This window comes from Streptomyces sp. NPDC046805 (assembly GCF_040645355.1).
Lineage (GTDB): Bacteria > Actinomycetota > Actinomycetes > Streptomycetales > Streptomycetaceae > Streptomyces.
Genome location: NZ_JBEYYC010000009.1, coordinates 127,601 through 144,346 on the forward strand (window position 1 = coordinate 127,601; position 16,746 = coordinate 144,346).

The window sequence follows — 16,746 nt, forward strand, 5'->3', positions numbered from 1 at the left end:
GAAGCCCCCGGCCTGCCGTACGAGATGAGGACGTGGGTTGCCCAAGTCTGCCCGCAAGAAGGAGAAGGATCCGGAGGGGCGGATGCCCCTTGCGGATCACCTTCGTGAGCTCCGCAACCGGCTCGCGAAGGCGATGCTGGCCATCGTCGTGGTGACGGTCGTCGCCGCCTTCTTCTACAACGACATCATCAACTTCCTGACGAAGCCGGTCCTCGACTCGGTGGGCTGCCAGCAGTCGTTCGCCGATCTGGCCAAGTCCACCGACGACGGTCAGCAGTGTGCGCGGATCACGATAAACGGCCTGCTCGCACCGTTCACGCTGGCCCTTCAGGTCTCGCTGATGGCCGGCGTCGTGTTCGCCTCGCCGGTCTGGCTCTACCAGCTGTGGGGCTTCGTCGCGCCGGGTCTGCACCGGCACGAGAAGAAGTACGCCTACGGTTTCGTCTGCACCGGTGTCCCGCTCTTCCTCGGCGGTGCCTACTTCGCGTACAGGGTGCTGCCCACCACGGCGAAGGTGCTCATCGACTTCACGCCGAACGGCGTCGACAACCTGCTGCCGCTGGACGACCTGCTCCAGCTCGTCACGCGCATGGTGGTCGTCTTCGGCCTCTCCTTCGAACTGCCCCTGCTGCTGGTCATGCTCAACCTGACCGGGGTGCTCACCGGCAAGCGCATGCTCGGCTGGTGGCGCGGGATGATCCTGGGCATCACGGTCTTCGCGGCCGTGGCCACGCCCAGCACCGACCCGCTGTCGATGCTGGCGCTCGCCGGACCGATCTGGGTGCTGTACTTCGGCGCGGTCGCCTTCTCTCTGCTCAACGACCGGCGCAGGCAGCGCCGTGCGGCCGAGGGCCCCGGCGACGACGAGGCCTCCGAGCTGGACCTCACGCCGGAGGAGATCGGCGCCGTCGAGACCGTGTCGACCGCCCCGGTCGTGCCCGAGCAGGCGGGCCGCGAGCGGGTCAACGGCTTCGACGACGTCACCTGACCTGCCCGGCTCCTTGCCGTGAGCGGTGCCTCCGTCCCCGAGGGACGGAGGCACCTTTCGTTCCTGCCGTTCCTGCCCTGCGTCCCCGGTTCCGGACAATGATCGTCCCGATGTCGGTGCCGACGGGTACGCTCGAAAGCACGATGACAGAGGACCTCTCACCGGCCGAGCGGTACGCGGCCGCCCGTACGCGGGCAGCCGAGCAGGCCACCGCGCTCGCGCCCTTCCGCGAGATGTACGACTTCGGCCTCGACGACTTCCAGGTCGAGGCCTGCCAGGCGCTCGAGGACGGAAAGGGCGTGCTGGTCGCCGCCCCCACCGGCTCCGGCAAGACGATCGTCGGCGAGTTCGCCGTGCATCTCGCCCTGCAGCAGGGCAAGAAGTGCTTCTACACGACACCCATCAAGGCGCTGTCGAACCAGAAGTACGCCGACCTGTGCCGCCGCTACGGCGCGGACAAGGTCGGCCTCCTCACCGGCGACAACAGCGTCAACTCCGACGCCCCGATCGTCGTGATGACCACCGAGGTCCTGCGGAACATGCTCTACGCGGGTTCGCAGACCCTCCTCGGCCTCGGCTATGTGGTCATGGACGAGGTGCACTACCTCTCCGACCGCTTCCGCGGCGCCGTCTGGGAGGAAGTGATCATCCACCTCCCCGAGTCCGTGACCCTGGTGTCGCTGTCGGCGACCGTGTCCAACGCCGAGGAGTTCGGCGACTGGCTCGACACCGTCCGCGGCGACACCGAGGTGATCGTCTCCGAGCACCGGCCCGTGCCGCTGTTCCAGCACGTGCTCGCCGGACGCCGGATGTACGACCTGTTCGAGGAGGGCGAGGGCCAGAAGAAGGCCGTCAACCCCGACCTCACGCGACTCGCCCGCATGGAGGCCAGCCGCCCCTCCTACCAGGACCGCAGACGCGGCCGCAGCATGCGCGAGGCCGACCGCGAGCGGGAACGGCGCCAGCGTTCCCGGGTGTGGACGCCGAGCCGCCCCGAGGTCATCGAGCGCCTGGACGCCGAGGGCCTGCTGCCCGCCATCACCTTCATCTTCAGCCGCGCCGGCTGCGAGGCCGCCGTCCAGCAGTGCCTGTACGCCGGACTGCGCCTCAACGACGAGGACGAGCGGGAGCAGGTGCGCGCCCTGGTCGAGGAGCGCACCGCCTCCATCCCGCCCGAGGACCTGCACGTCCTCGGCTACTACGAGTGGCTGGAAGGCCTGGAGCGCGGCATCGCCGCCCACCACGCGGGTATGCTCCCGACCTTCAAGGAGGTCGTCGAGGAGCTGTTCGTACGCGGCCTGGTGAAGGCCGTCTTCGCCACCGAGACGCTCGCGCTCGGCATCAACATGCCCGCCCGCTCGGTGGTGATGGAGAAGCTCGTCAAGTGGAACGGCGAGCAGCACGCCGACGTCACCCCCGGCGAGTACACCCAGCTCACCGGTCGTGCGGGCCGTCGTGGCATCGATGTCGAGGGCCACGCGGTCGTGCTGTGGCAGCGCGGCATGAGCCCCGAGCACCTGGGCGGCCTCGCGGGCACGCGCACGTACCCGCTGCGCTCCAGCTTCAAGCCGTCGTACAACATGGCGGTCAACCTGGTCGAGCAGTTCGGCCGGCACCGCTCGCGCGAGCTGCTCGAGACGTCCTTCGCGCAGTTCCAGGCCGACAAGTCGGTCGTCGGGATCTCCCGGCAGGTGCAGCGCAACGAGGAGGGTCTTGAGGGCTACAAGGAGTCCATGACCTGCCACCTCGGCGACTTCGAGGAGTACGCCGCGCTGCGCCGCCAGCTCAAGGACCGCGAGACCGAACTGGCCCGGCAGGGCGCGAACCAGCGGCGTGCCGAGGCCGCCGTCGCCCTGGAGAAGCTCAAGCCCGGCGACGTCATCCACGTCCCGACGGGCAAGTACGCGGGCCTCGCCCTCGTCCTCGACCCGGGCCTGTCCGCCGGCCGCGCGGACGGCCACCGCGGCTTCCAGCACCACGACGGTCCGCGCCCGCTGGTCCTCACCGCCGAGCGGCAGGTCAAGCGGCTGGCGTCCATCGACTTCCCGGTGCCGGTCGAGCCGCTGGAGCGGATGCGCATCCCGAAGACGTTCAACCCGCGCTCCCCGCAGTCCCGTCGCGACCTCGCCTCCGCGCTGCGCACCAAGGCCGGACACATCACGCCCGAGCGGCAGCGCAAGCGGCGCTCCCAGGCCGCCGACGACCGCGAGATCGCCCGGCTGCGCACCGAGCTGCGCGCCCACCCCTGCCACGGCTGCAACGACCGTGAGGACCACGCCCGTTGGGCCGAGCGCTACCACCGGCTCATGCGCGACACCTCGCAGCTGGAGCGCCGTATCGAGGGCCGTACGAACACGATCGCGCGCACCTTCGACCGGATCGTGGCGCTGCTGACCGAACTGGACTACCTGCGCGGCGACGAGGTCACCCAGAACGGCAAGCGGCTCGCCCGGCTCTACGGCGAACTCGACCTGCTGGCCAGCGAATGCCTGCGCGAGGGCGTCTGGGAGGGGCTCAGCCCGGAGGAACTGGCCGCCTGCGTCTCGGCGTTGGTGTACGAGGCGCGGGTCAGCGACGACGCGCTGGCGCCCAAGCTGCCCTCTGGCAAGGCGAAGGCCGCGCTCGGCGAGATGGTCCGCATCTGGGGCCGGCTGGACGCCCTGGAGGAGGAGTTCCGCATCAACCAGACCGAGGGCGTCGGCCAGCGCGAACCCGACCTGGGCTTCGCCTGGGCCGCCTACATGTGGGCCTCCGGCAAGGGGCTCGACGAGGTGCTGCGCGAGGCGGAGATGCCGGCCGGTGACTTCGTGCGCTGGACCAAGCAGGTCATCGACGTCCTCGGGCAGATCGCGGCGGCGGCCCCCACCGAGGGCTCGACCGTGGCGAAGAACGCCCGCAAGGCCGTGGACGGCCTGCGCCGCGGGGTGGTGGCCTACTCCTCCGTGGGCTGATCCCCCGTTCCCGTCACAGCCCCGCGTCTCGCCGGAGGCGCGGGGTTTCGTACGCCCGTACGTCATCACGCATCGTGTGCGAACAAATCCCGTGCGTGTAAATGGACTTGAGAGTACTCCCGGCGCGCGTGTGATTTCAGGTGCTTCCTGAATATGCCACGGGGGTGGTCCGGTCGGGCTAAGCTCGCCCGCGGCGCACCGAGTTGAGGTGAATCGGGCGCCTGTTCCCAAAGGTATTGAAGATCCCTTCGGTTCCCCCGCCACCCAGCCGATTCGTCTCAGAGGGCCTACATGGTGAGTGTGCAATCGCCTCCCCGAGGGCGTGAACTTCCCTATGCGCGTGCGCTGTTGCTCCCGGCCGTGGTGATGGCCGCGGCGACCGGGGCCGCGGTCGCCCTGGTCACCGGTCCGGCCCGGATCGCCGTCGGCTGGAGCGGGGCCGTCGCCACGCTGCTGGTGGTCGTGACGGCGGCCGAAGCGGCACGGCGCGGGCGCGACCTCCGCGCCCTGCGGTCCGAGTACGCCCGTCACACCGCGTATCTGGAGGGGCGCATCGCCGACCACGACAAGGAGATCGTCCGGCTCGGCAAGGAGATCCTGCCGACCGCGCTGTACCGGCTGCGCGCCGGAGAACCGCCCCGCGAGGTGATCCAGGTCGTCCTCGACAGCGACCCCGAGCTGTGCAACATCCCGGAGTCCCAGCGCGATCTGCTGCGCACCGTGCTGAAGGCCGTCGACGAAGAGGAGGCGATGCGCGACTCCGCCCAGCGTTCCTTCGTCAACATCGCCCAGCGAGTCCAGGCCATCGTCCACCAACAGGCCAAGGAACTCAGGGAGATGGAGGAGGACCACGGCCGTAACCCCGAGGTTTTCGACGACCTGCTGCGCATCGACCACGGCACCGCGCTGATCGGACGCCTCGCCGACTCCATCTCCGTCATCGGCGGCGGCCGCCCGGGCCGTCAGTGGCCCAACCCCGTCGCCCTGTACAGCGTGCTGCGCGGCGCCATGTCGCGCATCCTGGAGTACCGGCGCATCAACCTGGCCTCCATCGCCAAGGTCAACATCAAGGGAACCTCCGTCGAGCCGGTCATCCACGCCGCCGCGGAACTCCTCGACAACGCCACGCGCTACTCGCCGCCGAACACCAAGGTGCACGTCACCGCCACCGAGGTGCAGACCGGCGTCGCCATCGAGATCGAGGACGGCGGCGTCAGCCTCAGCGAGGAGGCCCGCGCCCGGGTCGAGACCATGCTGGAGCGGGCCAAGGCCGGTGTCGACCTGCAGGACCTCGGCGAGAGCCCGCGCCTCGGCCTCGCCGTCGTCGGCCGGCTCTGCTCGACGTACGACATGCAGGTCTCCCTGCGGGCTTCGGCGTACGGCGGGGTCCGCGCCGTCCTCGTCGTGCCCAGCAACATGATGACCACCGAGCCCGCGCCCGGACTCGCCCACGGCATCGGCGCCACCGCCGTGCCGAAGGCCGAACTCGGCGCCCTCGAAGGCCCCAAGCGTCCGCCCAAGAGGCGCCGCCCCACCAGTCCGCGCATCCCCGCCGGGATCTCCATGGAGGACGACGTCCCCGAGGTGACCGAGTGGACGGCCCGCGGTCTGCCGCAGCGCCGCAGCAGGATGAAGATTCCGCTCAGCCGGCGGCTCGCCGAACAGGCCGAGATCGAGCGGGCGGAGCGCGAGGGCCGGCCGACCGTCTGGTCGCAGACCGAGCCCGAGGCCACGCCCGACCGCACGCCCGTCCCCGACCCCAGGTCCGCTCCCGACCGCGAGCCCGGGACCGACGGCGCCGAGAAGGCCGAGAAGAAGGACCGCGAACCCGGCCTCTGGGTCGAGGCCTTCTGGGACGGCCTCAAGGAGGGCAATCCGGGTGTGCACCCCACCGACTTCACGCGGAACCCGACCGCGTACATGCACCTGATCGAGAAGCCTGCCCAAGCGGAGACGGACGACGAGGGGGACCTCAAGTGATCCAGCAGCGAGCGAACTTCGACTGGATGCTCAAGGAACTCGCGGACGGCGTACCCGGCATCGAGATGATCGTGGTGCTCTCGGCCGACGGACTGCGCATCGCCCGCCACGGCGGCGACCCCGACTCCGCCGACCGCCTCGCCGCGGCCTGCGCGGGCGTACAGAGCCTGGCAGGTGCGGTCGCCCAGGAACTGCCGGGCAGCGACGGCGACATGAAGCTGGTCGTCATCGAGATCGACGGGGGCTACTTCTATCTCATGGCCGCCGGAGCCAACGCCTACCTCGCCGTGCTCGCCGACGTGGTCTGCGAGCCGGGCCGGATGAGCGGCCGCATGCGCGACCTCGTCGTCAGGATCGGTGCCCACCTGACCAGTCCGCCCCGGCACAACGGCCAGACCGTATGACTCCTCCGCAACGGAAACGGCGCTCCTTCCAGGAGGAAATGCCCGCGCCGCCCCCTTTCGCGGCTCCGAAGCCGGATGACGAGGGCGGCGGCCGCCCCAAGAACCCCGAGCGGTTGTACGTCATCTCCGGCCCCGACGGAGCCCGCGCCGAGCTCGACCTGGTGACGCTGATCGTGGCGCGCGCCGATCCACCGCCGTCCGTCACGCCGGAGCAGGCGACGCTGCTCCGACTGTGCGACGCCCCCTTGTCGGTGGCCGAGCTCTCGGCCTATCTCAACCTGCCGTTCAGCACGATGACCGTACTGATCACCGAGATGATCGCGGCCGGACTGGTGCAGGCGCGCGCCCCGATCGTCCGCCAGGCGCTCCCCGACCGTTCACTCCTCGAAGCGGTGATGCATGGACTTCAAAAGCTCTGACACCGTCCCGGGCCCCCGTGCCGAGGACCATCTCCCGCAGACGGCACAGGCGGCGGTGAAGATCGTGATCGTGGGCGGCTTCGGTGTCGGCAAGACGACCATGGTCGGCTCGGTCAGCGAGATCAGGCCGCTGACCACCGAGGAGACCATGACGCAGGCCGGCGTCGGCGTCGACGACGACTACGGCTCCGACTCGAAGACCGCCACCACCGTGGCCATGGACTTCGGCCGCATCAGCATCACCGAGAAGCTGGTGCTCTACCTCTTCGGCACCCCCGGCCAGGAACGCTTCTGGTTCCTGTGGAACGGCCTGTTCGAGGGAGCCCTCGGCGCGGTCGTCCTGATCGACACCCGGCGCCTGGAGGTCAGCTTCGACGTCATAGGGCGGCTGGAGGAACGCGGGGTGCCGTTCGTCATCGCCGTCAACTCCTTCCCGGACGCCCCCCGTTACCCCATCGAGGAACTGCGTACGGCGCTCGATCTGTCCCCGGAGATCCCCATCGTGGAGTGCGACGCCCGCCGCCGCGCCTCCAGCCGGGACGTCCTGATGACCCTCATGCGCTTCCTGCACTCGCTCGCCATGAGCGGCGCGCTCACCTGAACCGCCTCCGCCCCACTTCCCCGACCCCGGACCCACTTCAGCTTCGGAGCGACCACTGTGACGCCTGAACCGCACTACCCGACCGGTACGGACGACCCCATGCCCGGCCCCCCGCCCGGCTGCCCGGCGCACGGCCTCGGGCCCGGGGGACTGCACCGGCTGTACGGCCCCGAAGCGGAGGACCTGGGTGCCCTGTACGAGAAGCTGCGGAGCGAACACGGCTCCGTGGCACCGGTGCTGCTCCATGACGACGTACCGATGTGGGTGGTCCTCGGGCACACCGAGAACCTGCACATGGTGCGCACCCCCTCGCAGTTCGCCAAGGACAGCCGCATCTGGAACCCGCTCCTCCAGGGCATGGTCAAGCCCGACCACCCCCTCATGCCGCACATCGCCTGGCAGCCGATCTGCGCCCACGCCGAGGGCGACGAGCACCAGCGGCTGCGGGCCGCGGTCACCGGCGCCATGTCGACCATCGACCACCGCGGCATCCGCCGCCACATCGGCCGCGCCACCCAGCGCCTGGTCAACCGCTTCTGCGAGGCGGGCCAGGCCGACCTGGTGTCCCAGTTCGCCGAGCATCTGCCGATGGCGGTGCTGTGCGAGATCCTCGGCATGCCCGAGGAGTACAACGACCGGATGGTGAGCTGCGCCCGCGACGCGCTCAAGGGCACCGAGACGGCGATCAGCAGCCACGCCTACGTCATGGAGGTGCTGAGCCGGCTCACCACCCGCCGCCGCGCCCGGCCCGAGGAGGACTTCACCAGCCACCTCGTCACGCACCCGGCGCGGCTCACCGACGACGAGGTCAGGGAGCATCTGCGCCTCGTGCTCTTCGCCGCCTACGAGGCCACCACCAACCTGCTCGCCAACGCGCTGCGCATGGTCCTCACGGACCCGGGCTTCCGCGCCCAGCTCAACGGCGGCCAGATGACGGTGCCGGAGGCGGTCGAGCAGTCCCTGTGGGACGAGCCGCCGTTCAGCACCATTTTCGCCTACTTCGCCAAGCAGGACACGGAGTTGGGCGGCCGGCGCATCCGGCAGGGCGACGGGCTGCTCTTCGCGCCGGCCCCGGGCAACATCGACCCGCGGGTGCGTCCCGACCTCACGGCGAGCATGCAGGGCAACCGCTCCCACCTCGCCTTCGGCGGCGGCCCGCACGAGTGCCCGGGCCAGGACATCGGCCGCGCCATCGCCGACGTCGGCGTCGACGCGCTGCTGACGCGACTGTCGGACGTACAACTCGACTGCGACGAGGACGAGTTGAGGTGGCGGTCCTCGATCGCCTCGCGCCATCTGGTGGAGCTTCCGGTGCGGTTCGAGCCGAAGCCGCAGCAGGACGTGATGCTCAAGCCGAGCCCCGCCCCCATCCCGCCGCAGCGCGCCGAATGGCAGGTCGGCACGGGCCGTCCGGCGCCCGCACCGGAAGCGGCAGCCGCGATCCCGGCCCCCGGGTACCGCCCGACGGCGCCGCAGTGGCCCGCCACGGCGGCCCAGGCGCAGCCCGCGCGTCCGCGGGGCGTGTGGCAGCGGCTGCGGCGCTGGTGGCGCGGTCACTGACCGCGGCGGTCACCGTTCGGCCCACTCCTCGTACGAGGACCAGGCCGCCAGCGCCCGCGCGCTGCGGAACCGGTGCTCCACCCCGGTGACCGGATCGGTGAACTCCAGCCTCCGCGCCAGCAGTTGGAGCGGACGCCGGAAGTCACCGGCCGGTCCGGGGGCGGCCACCTCCGGATACAGGGGGTCGCCGAGGATCGGCACCCCCAGCGCGTTCATGTGCACCCGCAGCTGATGCGTCTGCCCGGTGCCCGGGACCAGCCGGTAGCGGCCCAGCCCGTCCCGCTCCCGGTGGTCGCTCAGTTCGAGGTCGGTCACCGCGTTCGGCTCGCCCTCGACCTCCCGGGCGGCCAGCACCCCGCGCTCCTTCACGATCCGGCTGCGCACGGTCCGGGGCAGCGCGAGCGAGGGGTCGTACGGCGCCACCGCCTCGTACTCCTTGCGCACCTGCCGGTCGCGGAACAGCGTCTGGTAGGCGCCGCGCTCCTCGGGGCGCACCGTGAACAGCACGAGCCCGGCCGTCAGCCGGTCCAGCCGGTGCGCGGCGGACAGCGCCGGGATGTCCAACTCCCGCCGCAGCCGGGCCAGCGCGGTCTCGGTGACGTGGCTGCCGCGCGGCGTGGTGGCGAGGAAGTGCGGCTTGTCCGCCACGACGATGTGCGCGTCGCGGTACACGACCTCCAGCGGGAACGGCACCGGCACCTCGTCGGGCAGCTCCCGGTGGAACCACACGAACATCCCCGGCTCGTACGGCGCGTCCGGCGCCACCGCCCGCCCGTCGGCCCGCACGATCAGCCCCGCGTCGAGCATCCCGTCGACCACCCCGGGTCCCGCCCCGGACAGCCGCGCCACCAGATGCTCGCGCACGGTGGCCCACGGCCCCTCCACGGGCAGCCGCACCCGCACGGGGTCCACCCCGTGACGCTGGGGCAGCGGCGAGGGCGGTCTCGGGGTCTTGCGTCTCATCAGGGCTCCAGCGTAGGCCCGCCGGGTGCCGCCCGTTTCACGCGGCCGCCGCCGGGCCGCCCTCCTGCTCCACCTCGATGCGCGCGTTCCACTCCCGCTTGGAGGCACGCCAGCGCTCGTCGTCGTGGCCGAGCCGCCAGTAGCCGGAGATCGACAGGTCCTCGCGCGGGATCGCATGCTCGACCCGCAGCAGGTGGCGCAGCTCCTTCACGAAGGCAGCCTCGCCGTGCACGAAGGCGTGCACCCGGCCCTCGGGGAACTCCAGTGCCCGTACGGCCCGGATCAGGGCCTCGCCCGTGGGCCGGTCGCCGCGGTGCAGCCAGACGACCTCCACACCGGAGTCGATCTTCTGCTCCTCCTCGGGACCGGCGACCTCGATGAAGGCGTGGGCCCGCGCGCCCGCGGGCAGCGCCTCCAGGGTGCAGGCGATCGCGGGCAGCGCGCTCTCGTCACCGGCGAGCAGATGCCAATCGGCGGTCACGTCGGGGGTGTAGGCGCCGCCGGGGCCCAGGAACCGTACGGTCTCGCCCGGTTGAGCATGCCGCGCCCACGGGCCGGCCAGGCCCTCGTCGCCGTGCACGACGAAATCCAGGGTCAGTTCGCGCTGGGCGGCGTCCCAGCCGCGCACCGTGTACGTCCGCGTCACCGGCCAGTGCGCCCGCGGGAATTCGGCGTGGATCCGCTGCAGGTCGAAGGGCTCCGGATAGGTCACGCCGTCGGCCGGGAACAGCAGCTTCACATAGTGGTCGGTCCAGGCGCCCGCCGAGAAGTCGGCCAGACCGTCGCCTCCGAGCACCACGCGCTGCATGTTCGGGGTCAGTCGTTCGGTGCGAACGATCCGGGCGGAATGGACCTTCCGCGCCGGGCGGCCCCCGCGCTCTGCCATGACGGTCTCCCCTGCTCCCTGCTAGCGCTTAGGTATACCTAAGTTAGCACCTTCTCCCGGTCGACACCTCTTCTCACACCCCTCCCACGAGGGTCAACGACTCCCCTGGAAGGGGGGATCGGCTCTTCACTCACGCGCTCAATGTGGTCAGCAGCCGGTGCAGGGACCCGCCCAGCCCCCAGCGCACCGCCAGCGCGTCCAGCGCCGCCGGGTCGCGCGGCGTGTGCGGCAGCACCGTGTCGACATCCGGCAGCGGTACGTCGTCGGCGACGCGGACGACCTTCGGGGCGACCGCGAGATAGGGGCGCGCCTCGTCCAGCCGCCTGCGCTGCGACGGCGTGAGCTTCGCCTTCGGATCGTCGACCGCGGCCATGATCCCGGCCAGGTCGCCGAACTCGGCGAGCAGCTTGGCCGCCGTCTTCTCGCCGATGCCGGGCACGCCCGGCAGCCCGTCGCTCGGGTCGCCGCGCAGCAGCGCCAGGTCCGCGTACCCGCGCCCGTCGACGCCGTACTTCTCGCGCAGCACCGCCTCGTCGGTGAGCTGGAGCGTGCCGACGCCCTTGACCGGGTACAGCACGCGCACCCCGCGCCGGTCGTCCACCAGCTGGTACAGGTCGCGGTCGCCGGTGACGATGTCGACCGGGCCGTCGGCGCGCCCGGTGAGCGTGCCGATCACGTCGTCGGCCTCGTACCCCTCGACCCCCACGCGCGCGATGCCGAGCGCGTCCAGGACGTCCTCGATGACCGGCACCTGCGGGGAGAGCGTGTCCGGCACCTCCTCCTCGTCCGGTCCGCCCTCGTGCTCCTCGGCGACCCGGTGCGCCTTGTACGTGGGGATGAGGTCGACCCGCCACTGCGGCCGCCAGTCGGCGTCCATGCACGCCACCAGCCGGTCGGGGCGGTGGTCCTTCACCAGCCGGTCGATGAAGTCCAGCAGGCCCCGCACGGCGTTCACCGGCGCCCCGTCCGGCGCCCTCACGGAGTCCGGCACGCCGAAGTAGGCGCGGAAGTACAGCGAAGCGGTGTCGAGCAGCATCAGTCGTCCGGTCACGCCACGCATCATGCCGTACGGCACTGACAGTCACCGTCTGTTCACGGCGCACGGGATACGGTCACCGTCTGTGAACTGGATCACCTTATGGTTTGCGTAGGTTGGACACGGGCAGGCGCCGCCCCGGAGTGATGCCGTTTGCCCATCAAAGAGTGGCGAAGTGAGCATCCTCGTTTTTTACTGTCAAAACGAGAGGTACGTGTGTCTTCCAGGCTTGAAGCCGAGCACCTGTACAAGGTGTTCGGAAGACGACCGGCCGACGCAGTGGAGAGACTGCGGCAGGGCGCCGGACGGGAGGAGCTGCGCGCCGACGGCACCACGGCCGCCGTGATCGACGCCTCCTTCACCGTGGAACCGGGCCAGATCTTCGTGGTCATGGGCCTGTCCGGATCCGGCAAGTCCACCCTGCTGCGCATGCTGAACGGCCTGTCGGAGCCGACCGCGGGAAGCGTCAGCTTCGACGGTCAGGATCTGACGTCGCTCTCCGACCGGGAGCTGCGCGAGGTGCGCTCGAAGAAGATCAGCATGGTCTTCCAGCACTTCGCTCTCTTCCCGCACCGCAGTGTCCGCGACAACGCGGCCTACGGCCTGAGCGTGCAGGGCGTGCCCCGCGCCGAGCGCGAGCGCCGCGCCGACGAGGCGCTCGCCCTGTGCGGCCTGGCCGGCTGGGAGGACTCCTGGCCCGACGAGCTGTCCGGCGGCATGCAGCAGCGCGTGGGCCTGGCCCGCGCGCTCGCCACCAACGCCGACCTGCTGCTGATGGACGAGTCCTTCAGCGCGCTCGACCCGCTGATCCGCCGCGACATGCAGGACCAGCTGCTCGAGCTGCAGAAGACCCTGAAGAAGACGATCGTGTTCATCACCCACGACCTCAACGAGGCCATGCGCCTGGGCGACCGCATCGCCGTCATGCGCGACGGGCGCATCGTCCAGATCGGCAGCGCGGAGGACATCCTCGTCCGCCCCGCCGACGACTACGTCGCCTCCTTCACCCAGGACGTCGACCGCTCCCGGGTGCTCACCGCGAGCGCGGTCATGGACACCGACGTGCGCGGCGACGAGGCCGACTGCGGCTGCGAGACCGCGACGCCCGACATGCCGTTCACCGAACTCTGCGCGCTGAGCGCCCGTCTGACGCACCCGGTGGCGGTCCTCGATGAAGATCGGAAACTCCTCGGTGTCGTACCGAGGGAACGCCTCGTCCGCTTCCTCGGTGACGAGGCCGGCGAGCCCACGCCGTGCGACACCCCCCGTGACGACCAGGGCGGGAAGGTGACCACCCATGCCTAGGCTTCCTCTCGGTGACTGGGTCGACACCGGTGTCAACTGGCTTGTCGCCCACGTGTCCTGGCTCTTCGACGCGATCCGCGCGGTCATGGAGGGCATGTACGACGCCGTCAACGCGGTGCTCGTCGCCCCTCAACCGCTGCTCCTGGCGGGCATCTTCGCGATCATCGCCTGGTGGCTGCGCGGCTTCCTCGGCGGTGTCCTCGCGTTCGCCGGATTCGCTCTGGTCGACTCGCTCGACCTGTGGGACCGGGCCATGTCGACCCTGGCCCTGGTGCTGGTCGCGACGGTGATCGCCCTGGTGATCTCCATTCCGCTCGGCATCTGGGCCGCCCGCTCCAAGACGGTCAGCGCGGTCGTGCGACCGGTCCTGGACCTGCTCCAGACCATGCCGTCGATGGTCCTGCTGATCCCAGCGATCCTCTTCTTCGGCCTGGGCACCGCCGCGGGCGTCGTCGCCACGCTGATCTTCGCGCTCGCGCCCGGCGTCCGCATGACCGAACTCGGCATCCGCCAGGTCGACGCCGAACTGGTCGAGGCCGCCGACGCGTTCGGCACCCCGCCCCGCTCCACCCTGCTGCGCGTGCAGCTGCCGCTCGCCCTGCCGACCATCATGGCGGGCGTCAACCAGGTCATCATGCTCGGCCTGTCGATGGTCGTCATCGCCGGCATGGTCGGCACCGGCGGCCTCGGCGGCGCCGTCAACGAGGCCATCGGCCAGCTCGACATCGGCTTCGGCTTCGAGGCGGGCGTCGGCATCGTCGTCCTCGCCATCTACCTGGACCGCATGACCAGCGCCCTCGGTACGCAGATCTCCCCGCTCGGCCGCCGGGCCGCGGCGAAGGCCCGCGCGGCCGGCCACGTCAAGCCCTGGAACTACCGCCCGCGTCCGGTCGTGGCGCTCGCCGGGGTGGCCGTCCTCGCGCTCATCGCCGGAGGCCTGGGTGTCTTCGGCCCCTCCTCCGGCCCCTCCCAGACCTCTGCCACCAACGTCGGCAAGGGCAAGGAGATCAAGATCGGCTACATCCCCTGGGACGAGGGCATCGCCTCCACCTTCCTCTGGAAGGAGCTGCTGGAGGAGCGCGGCTTCAAGGTGACCGCCACGCAGTACACCGCGGGCCCCCTCTACACCGGCATGGCCACCGGCCAGCTGGACTTCCAGACGGACTCCTGGCTGCCCACCACCCACGCCGAGTACTGGGCCAAGTACGGCAAGCAGCTCGACGACCTGGGCAAGTGGTACGGCCCCACGTCCCTGGAGCTCACCGTTCCGTCGTACGTCAAGAACGTGAACTCCCTGGCGGACCTCAAGAGCCACTCCTCCGAGTTCGGCGGCAAGATCATCGGCATCGAGCCGAGCGCCGGCATGATGGGCATGCTCAAGAGCAAGGTCCTCAAGGAGTACGGCCTCAAGGGCACGTACGACGTCGTCGACGGCTCGACCCCGGCCATGCTCGCCGAGCTCCAGCGGGACTACGCCAAGAAGCAGCCGGTCGTCGTCACGCTGTGGTCGCCGCACTGGGCGTACAGCGACTACAACCTGAAGAAGCTCAAGGACCCGAAGGGTGCCTGGGGCAAGGGCGACGGCGTGCACACCCTCGCCCGCAAGGGCTTCGCCGCCGACAACCCCCAGGTCGGCAAGTGGCTGAAGAACTTCTCCATGACGGAGAAGCAGCTCACCGGTCTCGAGGCCCAGATCCAGAAGTCCGGCAAGGGCAAGGAGCAGGACGCCGTCCGCACCTGGCTGAAGCAGCACCCGGGCATGGTCGACAAGTGGGCCCCGGTCGCGAACCAGGGGGCCAAGGGCAAGGCGGCCGGGTGACCTGACGGGCCCGGTACCGCCGCCCGAGGGGTGGGTTCCACGGCACGCGCGTGTGTGTGCGCCGTGAAGCCCACCCCTTGTGGTGTCTCCGGACACGCACGCGTGAGGCGCCTGGGCACGAAAAGAATCCGGCCAACCACGTACGGCTACGCCCTCGCCCAAGCTGTGTCCGGAAATCCGCTGGCAGTGCCCGAATGAGTGTCCTGGCAGTGCCCGGAAGTGAGGGAAGTGTCCGCCACCGGCCAGGGAGGCGGCCGGGAACATCGGCGGCCGCCCGCGCATTGAAACGAACAGGCCCGACCGCGCCTGATCCAGGGTCAGCGGCGGCGCCAGGACGTGGGCTCGTTCGCTGGCGCGATCCGTGAGGGTCGCCTTCACCCGGCGTGACGGGGATGTGACGGCCGCATGAAACGGTTTGCCGAACATGCGTAGGGTGCAGAGAACTCATCAGAGGAGTGCCCGGTACGCGAAGCCCGGGCGGCCGGTACGGCGGAGCGACGAGCGAAGGAGGGAGCCGGAGCGATGGGCGACCACAAAGAGCAGCAGCCCCTGCGGGTCGGCGCGGCCGTCCGGCGGCGGCGCCGTGCGCTGGAGCTCACCCTCGCCGTCGTGGCCGAGCGCAGTGGTCTGTCGGTCCCCTTCCTGAGCCAGATCGAGAACGACCGGGCGCGCCCCAGCAGGAGCTCCCTGGAGAAGGTCGCCGACGCCCTGCGCACCACGGCCGTCGAACTCCTCGCCGCCGCCGATCCGGCGTGCAGCGTCGACGTCGTCCGCGGCGACGCCACCGAGCCGGACTTCACCGCCCGCGTGCGCTCCCTGGTGCGCGGTCACCACCAGCTGCACGCCTCCGAGTTCACCGGCGACCACGACGCGGGCCGCGAGTTCCAGCACCGCAACGACGAGTTGATGTACGTCGCCGACGGTGCCGTGGAGATAGAGGCGGAGGGCCGCGCCTACCGTCTCGGACGCGGCGACACCCTCTACCTGACGGGCGGCGTGCGCCACCGCTGGCGGGCGACGGTCCCGGACACGCGCGTGATCGTCGTCGCCGTGGCCGAACACATCGAGGCGCTGCGCGACCGGTCGCGCTAGATCCGGGGGAGTTCCCGTGCGAGTCGTATCCCTCGTTCCGTCCCTCACCGAGGCGGTCGCCGTGTCCGTCCCCGGGGTACTGGCCGGCGCCACCGACTGGTGCGACCGTCCGGCCGACCTGGAGGTCACTCGCGTCGGCGGCACCAAGAACCCCAAGCTCGACCGGATCGTCGCCCTCGCCCCCGACCTGGTGATCGCCAACGAGGAGGAGAACCGCGCCCCCGACCTCGACGCGCTGCGGGCGGCGGGCATCGAGGTGCTGGTCACCGAGGTGCGGGAGGTCCCGCAGGCCTTCCCGGAGCTGGCCCGGGTGCTGTCGGCGTGCGGCGCGCGGGAGCGGCCGCGGTGGCTGGACGAGGCGGAGGCGGCATGGTCGTCCCCGCCCGTGCTCGCCGAGCGCGCGGCAGCGGTCGTCCCCATCTGGCGGCGCCCGTGGATGGTCCTCGGCCGGGACACCTTCGCGGGCGACGTCCTGGCCCGCCTCGGCGTGGACAACATCCATGCCGGTCACGCCGACCGCTACCCGCGCATCCCGCTCGACGAGCTGTGGGCCGCGGCCCCCGGCCTCGTCGTTTTCCCGGACGAGCCCTACCGCTTCACGGCCGACGACGGCCCGGAGGCCTTCCCCGGCCTGCCCTGCGCGCTCGTCAGCGGCCGGCATCTGACCTGGTACGGCCCCTCCCTCGCCGAGGCACCCCGGGTACTGACCGAGGCCCTGCGCGCAGCCCGCACATAAACCCGC

Annotated in this window: 14 protein-coding genes; 11 read left to right on the forward strand and 3 right to left on the reverse strand. The window is 70.8% G+C overall.

Features of this window, described 5'->3' with window-relative positions:
• Positions 1-37: 37 nt before the first annotated feature.
• The 7 genes from tatC to ABZ910_RS12550 all read left to right on the forward strand — a co-directional run bounded on the left by tatC (position 38) and on the right by ABZ910_RS12550 (position 8,903).
• On the forward strand, positions 38-988 hold the full coding sequence (tatC, locus tag ABZ910_RS12520) for a twin-arginine translocase subunit TatC (protein WP_361362600.1): 951 nt from the start codon (positions 38-40) through the stop codon (positions 986-988).
• A gap of 98 nt (positions 989-1,086) precedes the next feature.
• Complete coding sequence (locus ABZ910_RS12525) at positions 1,087-3,939, forward strand: DEAD/DEAH box helicase (protein WP_361362603.1); 2,853 nt, start codon at positions 1,087-1,089, stop codon at positions 3,937-3,939.
• A 291-nt stretch (positions 3,940-4,230) separates the two neighbouring features.
• Positions 4,231-5,919: an ATP-binding protein gene (locus ABZ910_RS12530; protein ID WP_361362606.1), complete on the forward strand. Its 1,689-nt coding sequence runs from the start codon at positions 4,231-4,233 to the stop codon at positions 5,917-5,919.
• The gene (locus ABZ910_RS12535) at positions 5,916-6,323 is read left to right on the forward strand and encodes a roadblock/LC7 domain-containing protein (RefSeq protein WP_361362609.1); all 408 of its coding nucleotides are present in this window, start codon (positions 5,916-5,918) and stop codon (positions 6,321-6,323) included. Before ABZ910_RS12530 ends, ABZ910_RS12535 begins: the two co-directional genes overlap by 4 nt.
• Positions 6,320-6,742: a DUF742 domain-containing protein gene (locus ABZ910_RS12540; RefSeq protein WP_361362611.1), complete on the forward strand. Its 423-nt coding sequence runs from the start codon at positions 6,320-6,322 to the stop codon at positions 6,740-6,742. The genes ABZ910_RS12535 and ABZ910_RS12540 overlap by 4 nt, the downstream gene beginning before the upstream one ends.
• Positions 6,723-7,343: an ATP/GTP-binding protein gene (locus tag ABZ910_RS12545; RefSeq protein ID WP_361362614.1), complete on the forward strand. Its 621-nt coding sequence runs from the start codon at positions 6,723-6,725 to the stop codon at positions 7,341-7,343. Before ABZ910_RS12540 ends, ABZ910_RS12545 begins: the two co-directional genes overlap by 20 nt.
• Positions 7,344-7,400: 57 nt before the next feature.
• Entirely contained in the window at positions 7,401-8,903 is a 1,503-nt protein-coding gene (locus tag ABZ910_RS12550; RefSeq protein WP_361362617.1) for a cytochrome P450, read from the forward strand.
• A gap of 9 nt (positions 8,904-8,912) precedes the next feature.
• Here the strand turns inward: ABZ910_RS12550 and ABZ910_RS12555 are convergent, their stop codons facing one another.
• The 3 genes from ABZ910_RS12555 to ABZ910_RS12565 all read right to left on the reverse strand — a co-directional run bounded on the left by ABZ910_RS12555 (position 8,913) and on the right by ABZ910_RS12565 (position 11,812).
• Positions 8,913-9,866: an RluA family pseudouridine synthase gene (locus ABZ910_RS12555; protein ID WP_361362620.1), complete on the reverse strand. Its 954-nt coding sequence runs from the start codon at positions 9,864-9,866 to the stop codon at positions 8,913-8,915.
• Positions 9,867-9,903: 37 nt separating this feature from the next.
• Complete coding sequence (locus ABZ910_RS12560) at positions 9,904-10,752, reverse strand: siderophore-interacting protein (protein ID WP_361362623.1); 849 nt, start codon at positions 10,750-10,752, stop codon at positions 9,904-9,906.
• 130 nt (positions 10,753-10,882) lie between these two features.
• A complete protein-coding gene (locus ABZ910_RS12565; protein ID WP_361362867.1) occupies positions 10,883-11,812 on the reverse strand; it encodes a 5'-3' exonuclease in 930 nt (309 codons plus the stop codon).
• A 192-nt stretch (positions 11,813-12,004) separates the two neighbouring features.
• On the opposite strand from ABZ910_RS12565, the gene ABZ910_RS12570 reads away from it, so the two are divergent.
• The 4 genes from ABZ910_RS12570 to ABZ910_RS12585 all read left to right on the forward strand — a co-directional run bounded on the left by ABZ910_RS12570 (position 12,005) and on the right by ABZ910_RS12585 (position 16,740).
• Positions 12,005-13,093 carry a betaine/proline/choline family ABC transporter ATP-binding protein gene (locus ABZ910_RS12570; protein ID WP_361362626.1) on the forward strand — a complete coding sequence of 363 codons (1,089 nt, stop codon included), beginning with the start codon at positions 12,005-12,007 and terminating at the stop codon, positions 13,091-13,093.
• Positions 13,086-14,912 carry an ABC transporter permease/substrate binding protein gene (locus ABZ910_RS12575; protein WP_361362629.1) on the forward strand — a complete coding sequence of 609 codons (1,827 nt, stop codon included), beginning with the start codon at positions 13,086-13,088 and terminating at the stop codon, positions 14,910-14,912. The genes ABZ910_RS12570 and ABZ910_RS12575 overlap by 8 nt, the downstream gene beginning before the upstream one ends.
• 522 nt (positions 14,913-15,434) lie before the next feature.
• Positions 15,435-16,004, forward strand: coding sequence for an XRE family transcriptional regulator (locus ABZ910_RS12580; protein ID WP_361362632.1), 570 nt, complete (start codon positions 15,435-15,437; stop codon positions 16,002-16,004).
• Between the two features lie 16 nt (positions 16,005-16,020).
• Positions 16,021-16,740 carry a helical backbone metal receptor gene (locus ABZ910_RS12585; RefSeq protein WP_361362635.1) on the forward strand — a complete coding sequence of 240 codons (720 nt, stop codon included), beginning with the start codon at positions 16,021-16,023 and terminating at the stop codon, positions 16,738-16,740.
• Positions 16,741-16,746: the final 6 nt, after the last annotated feature.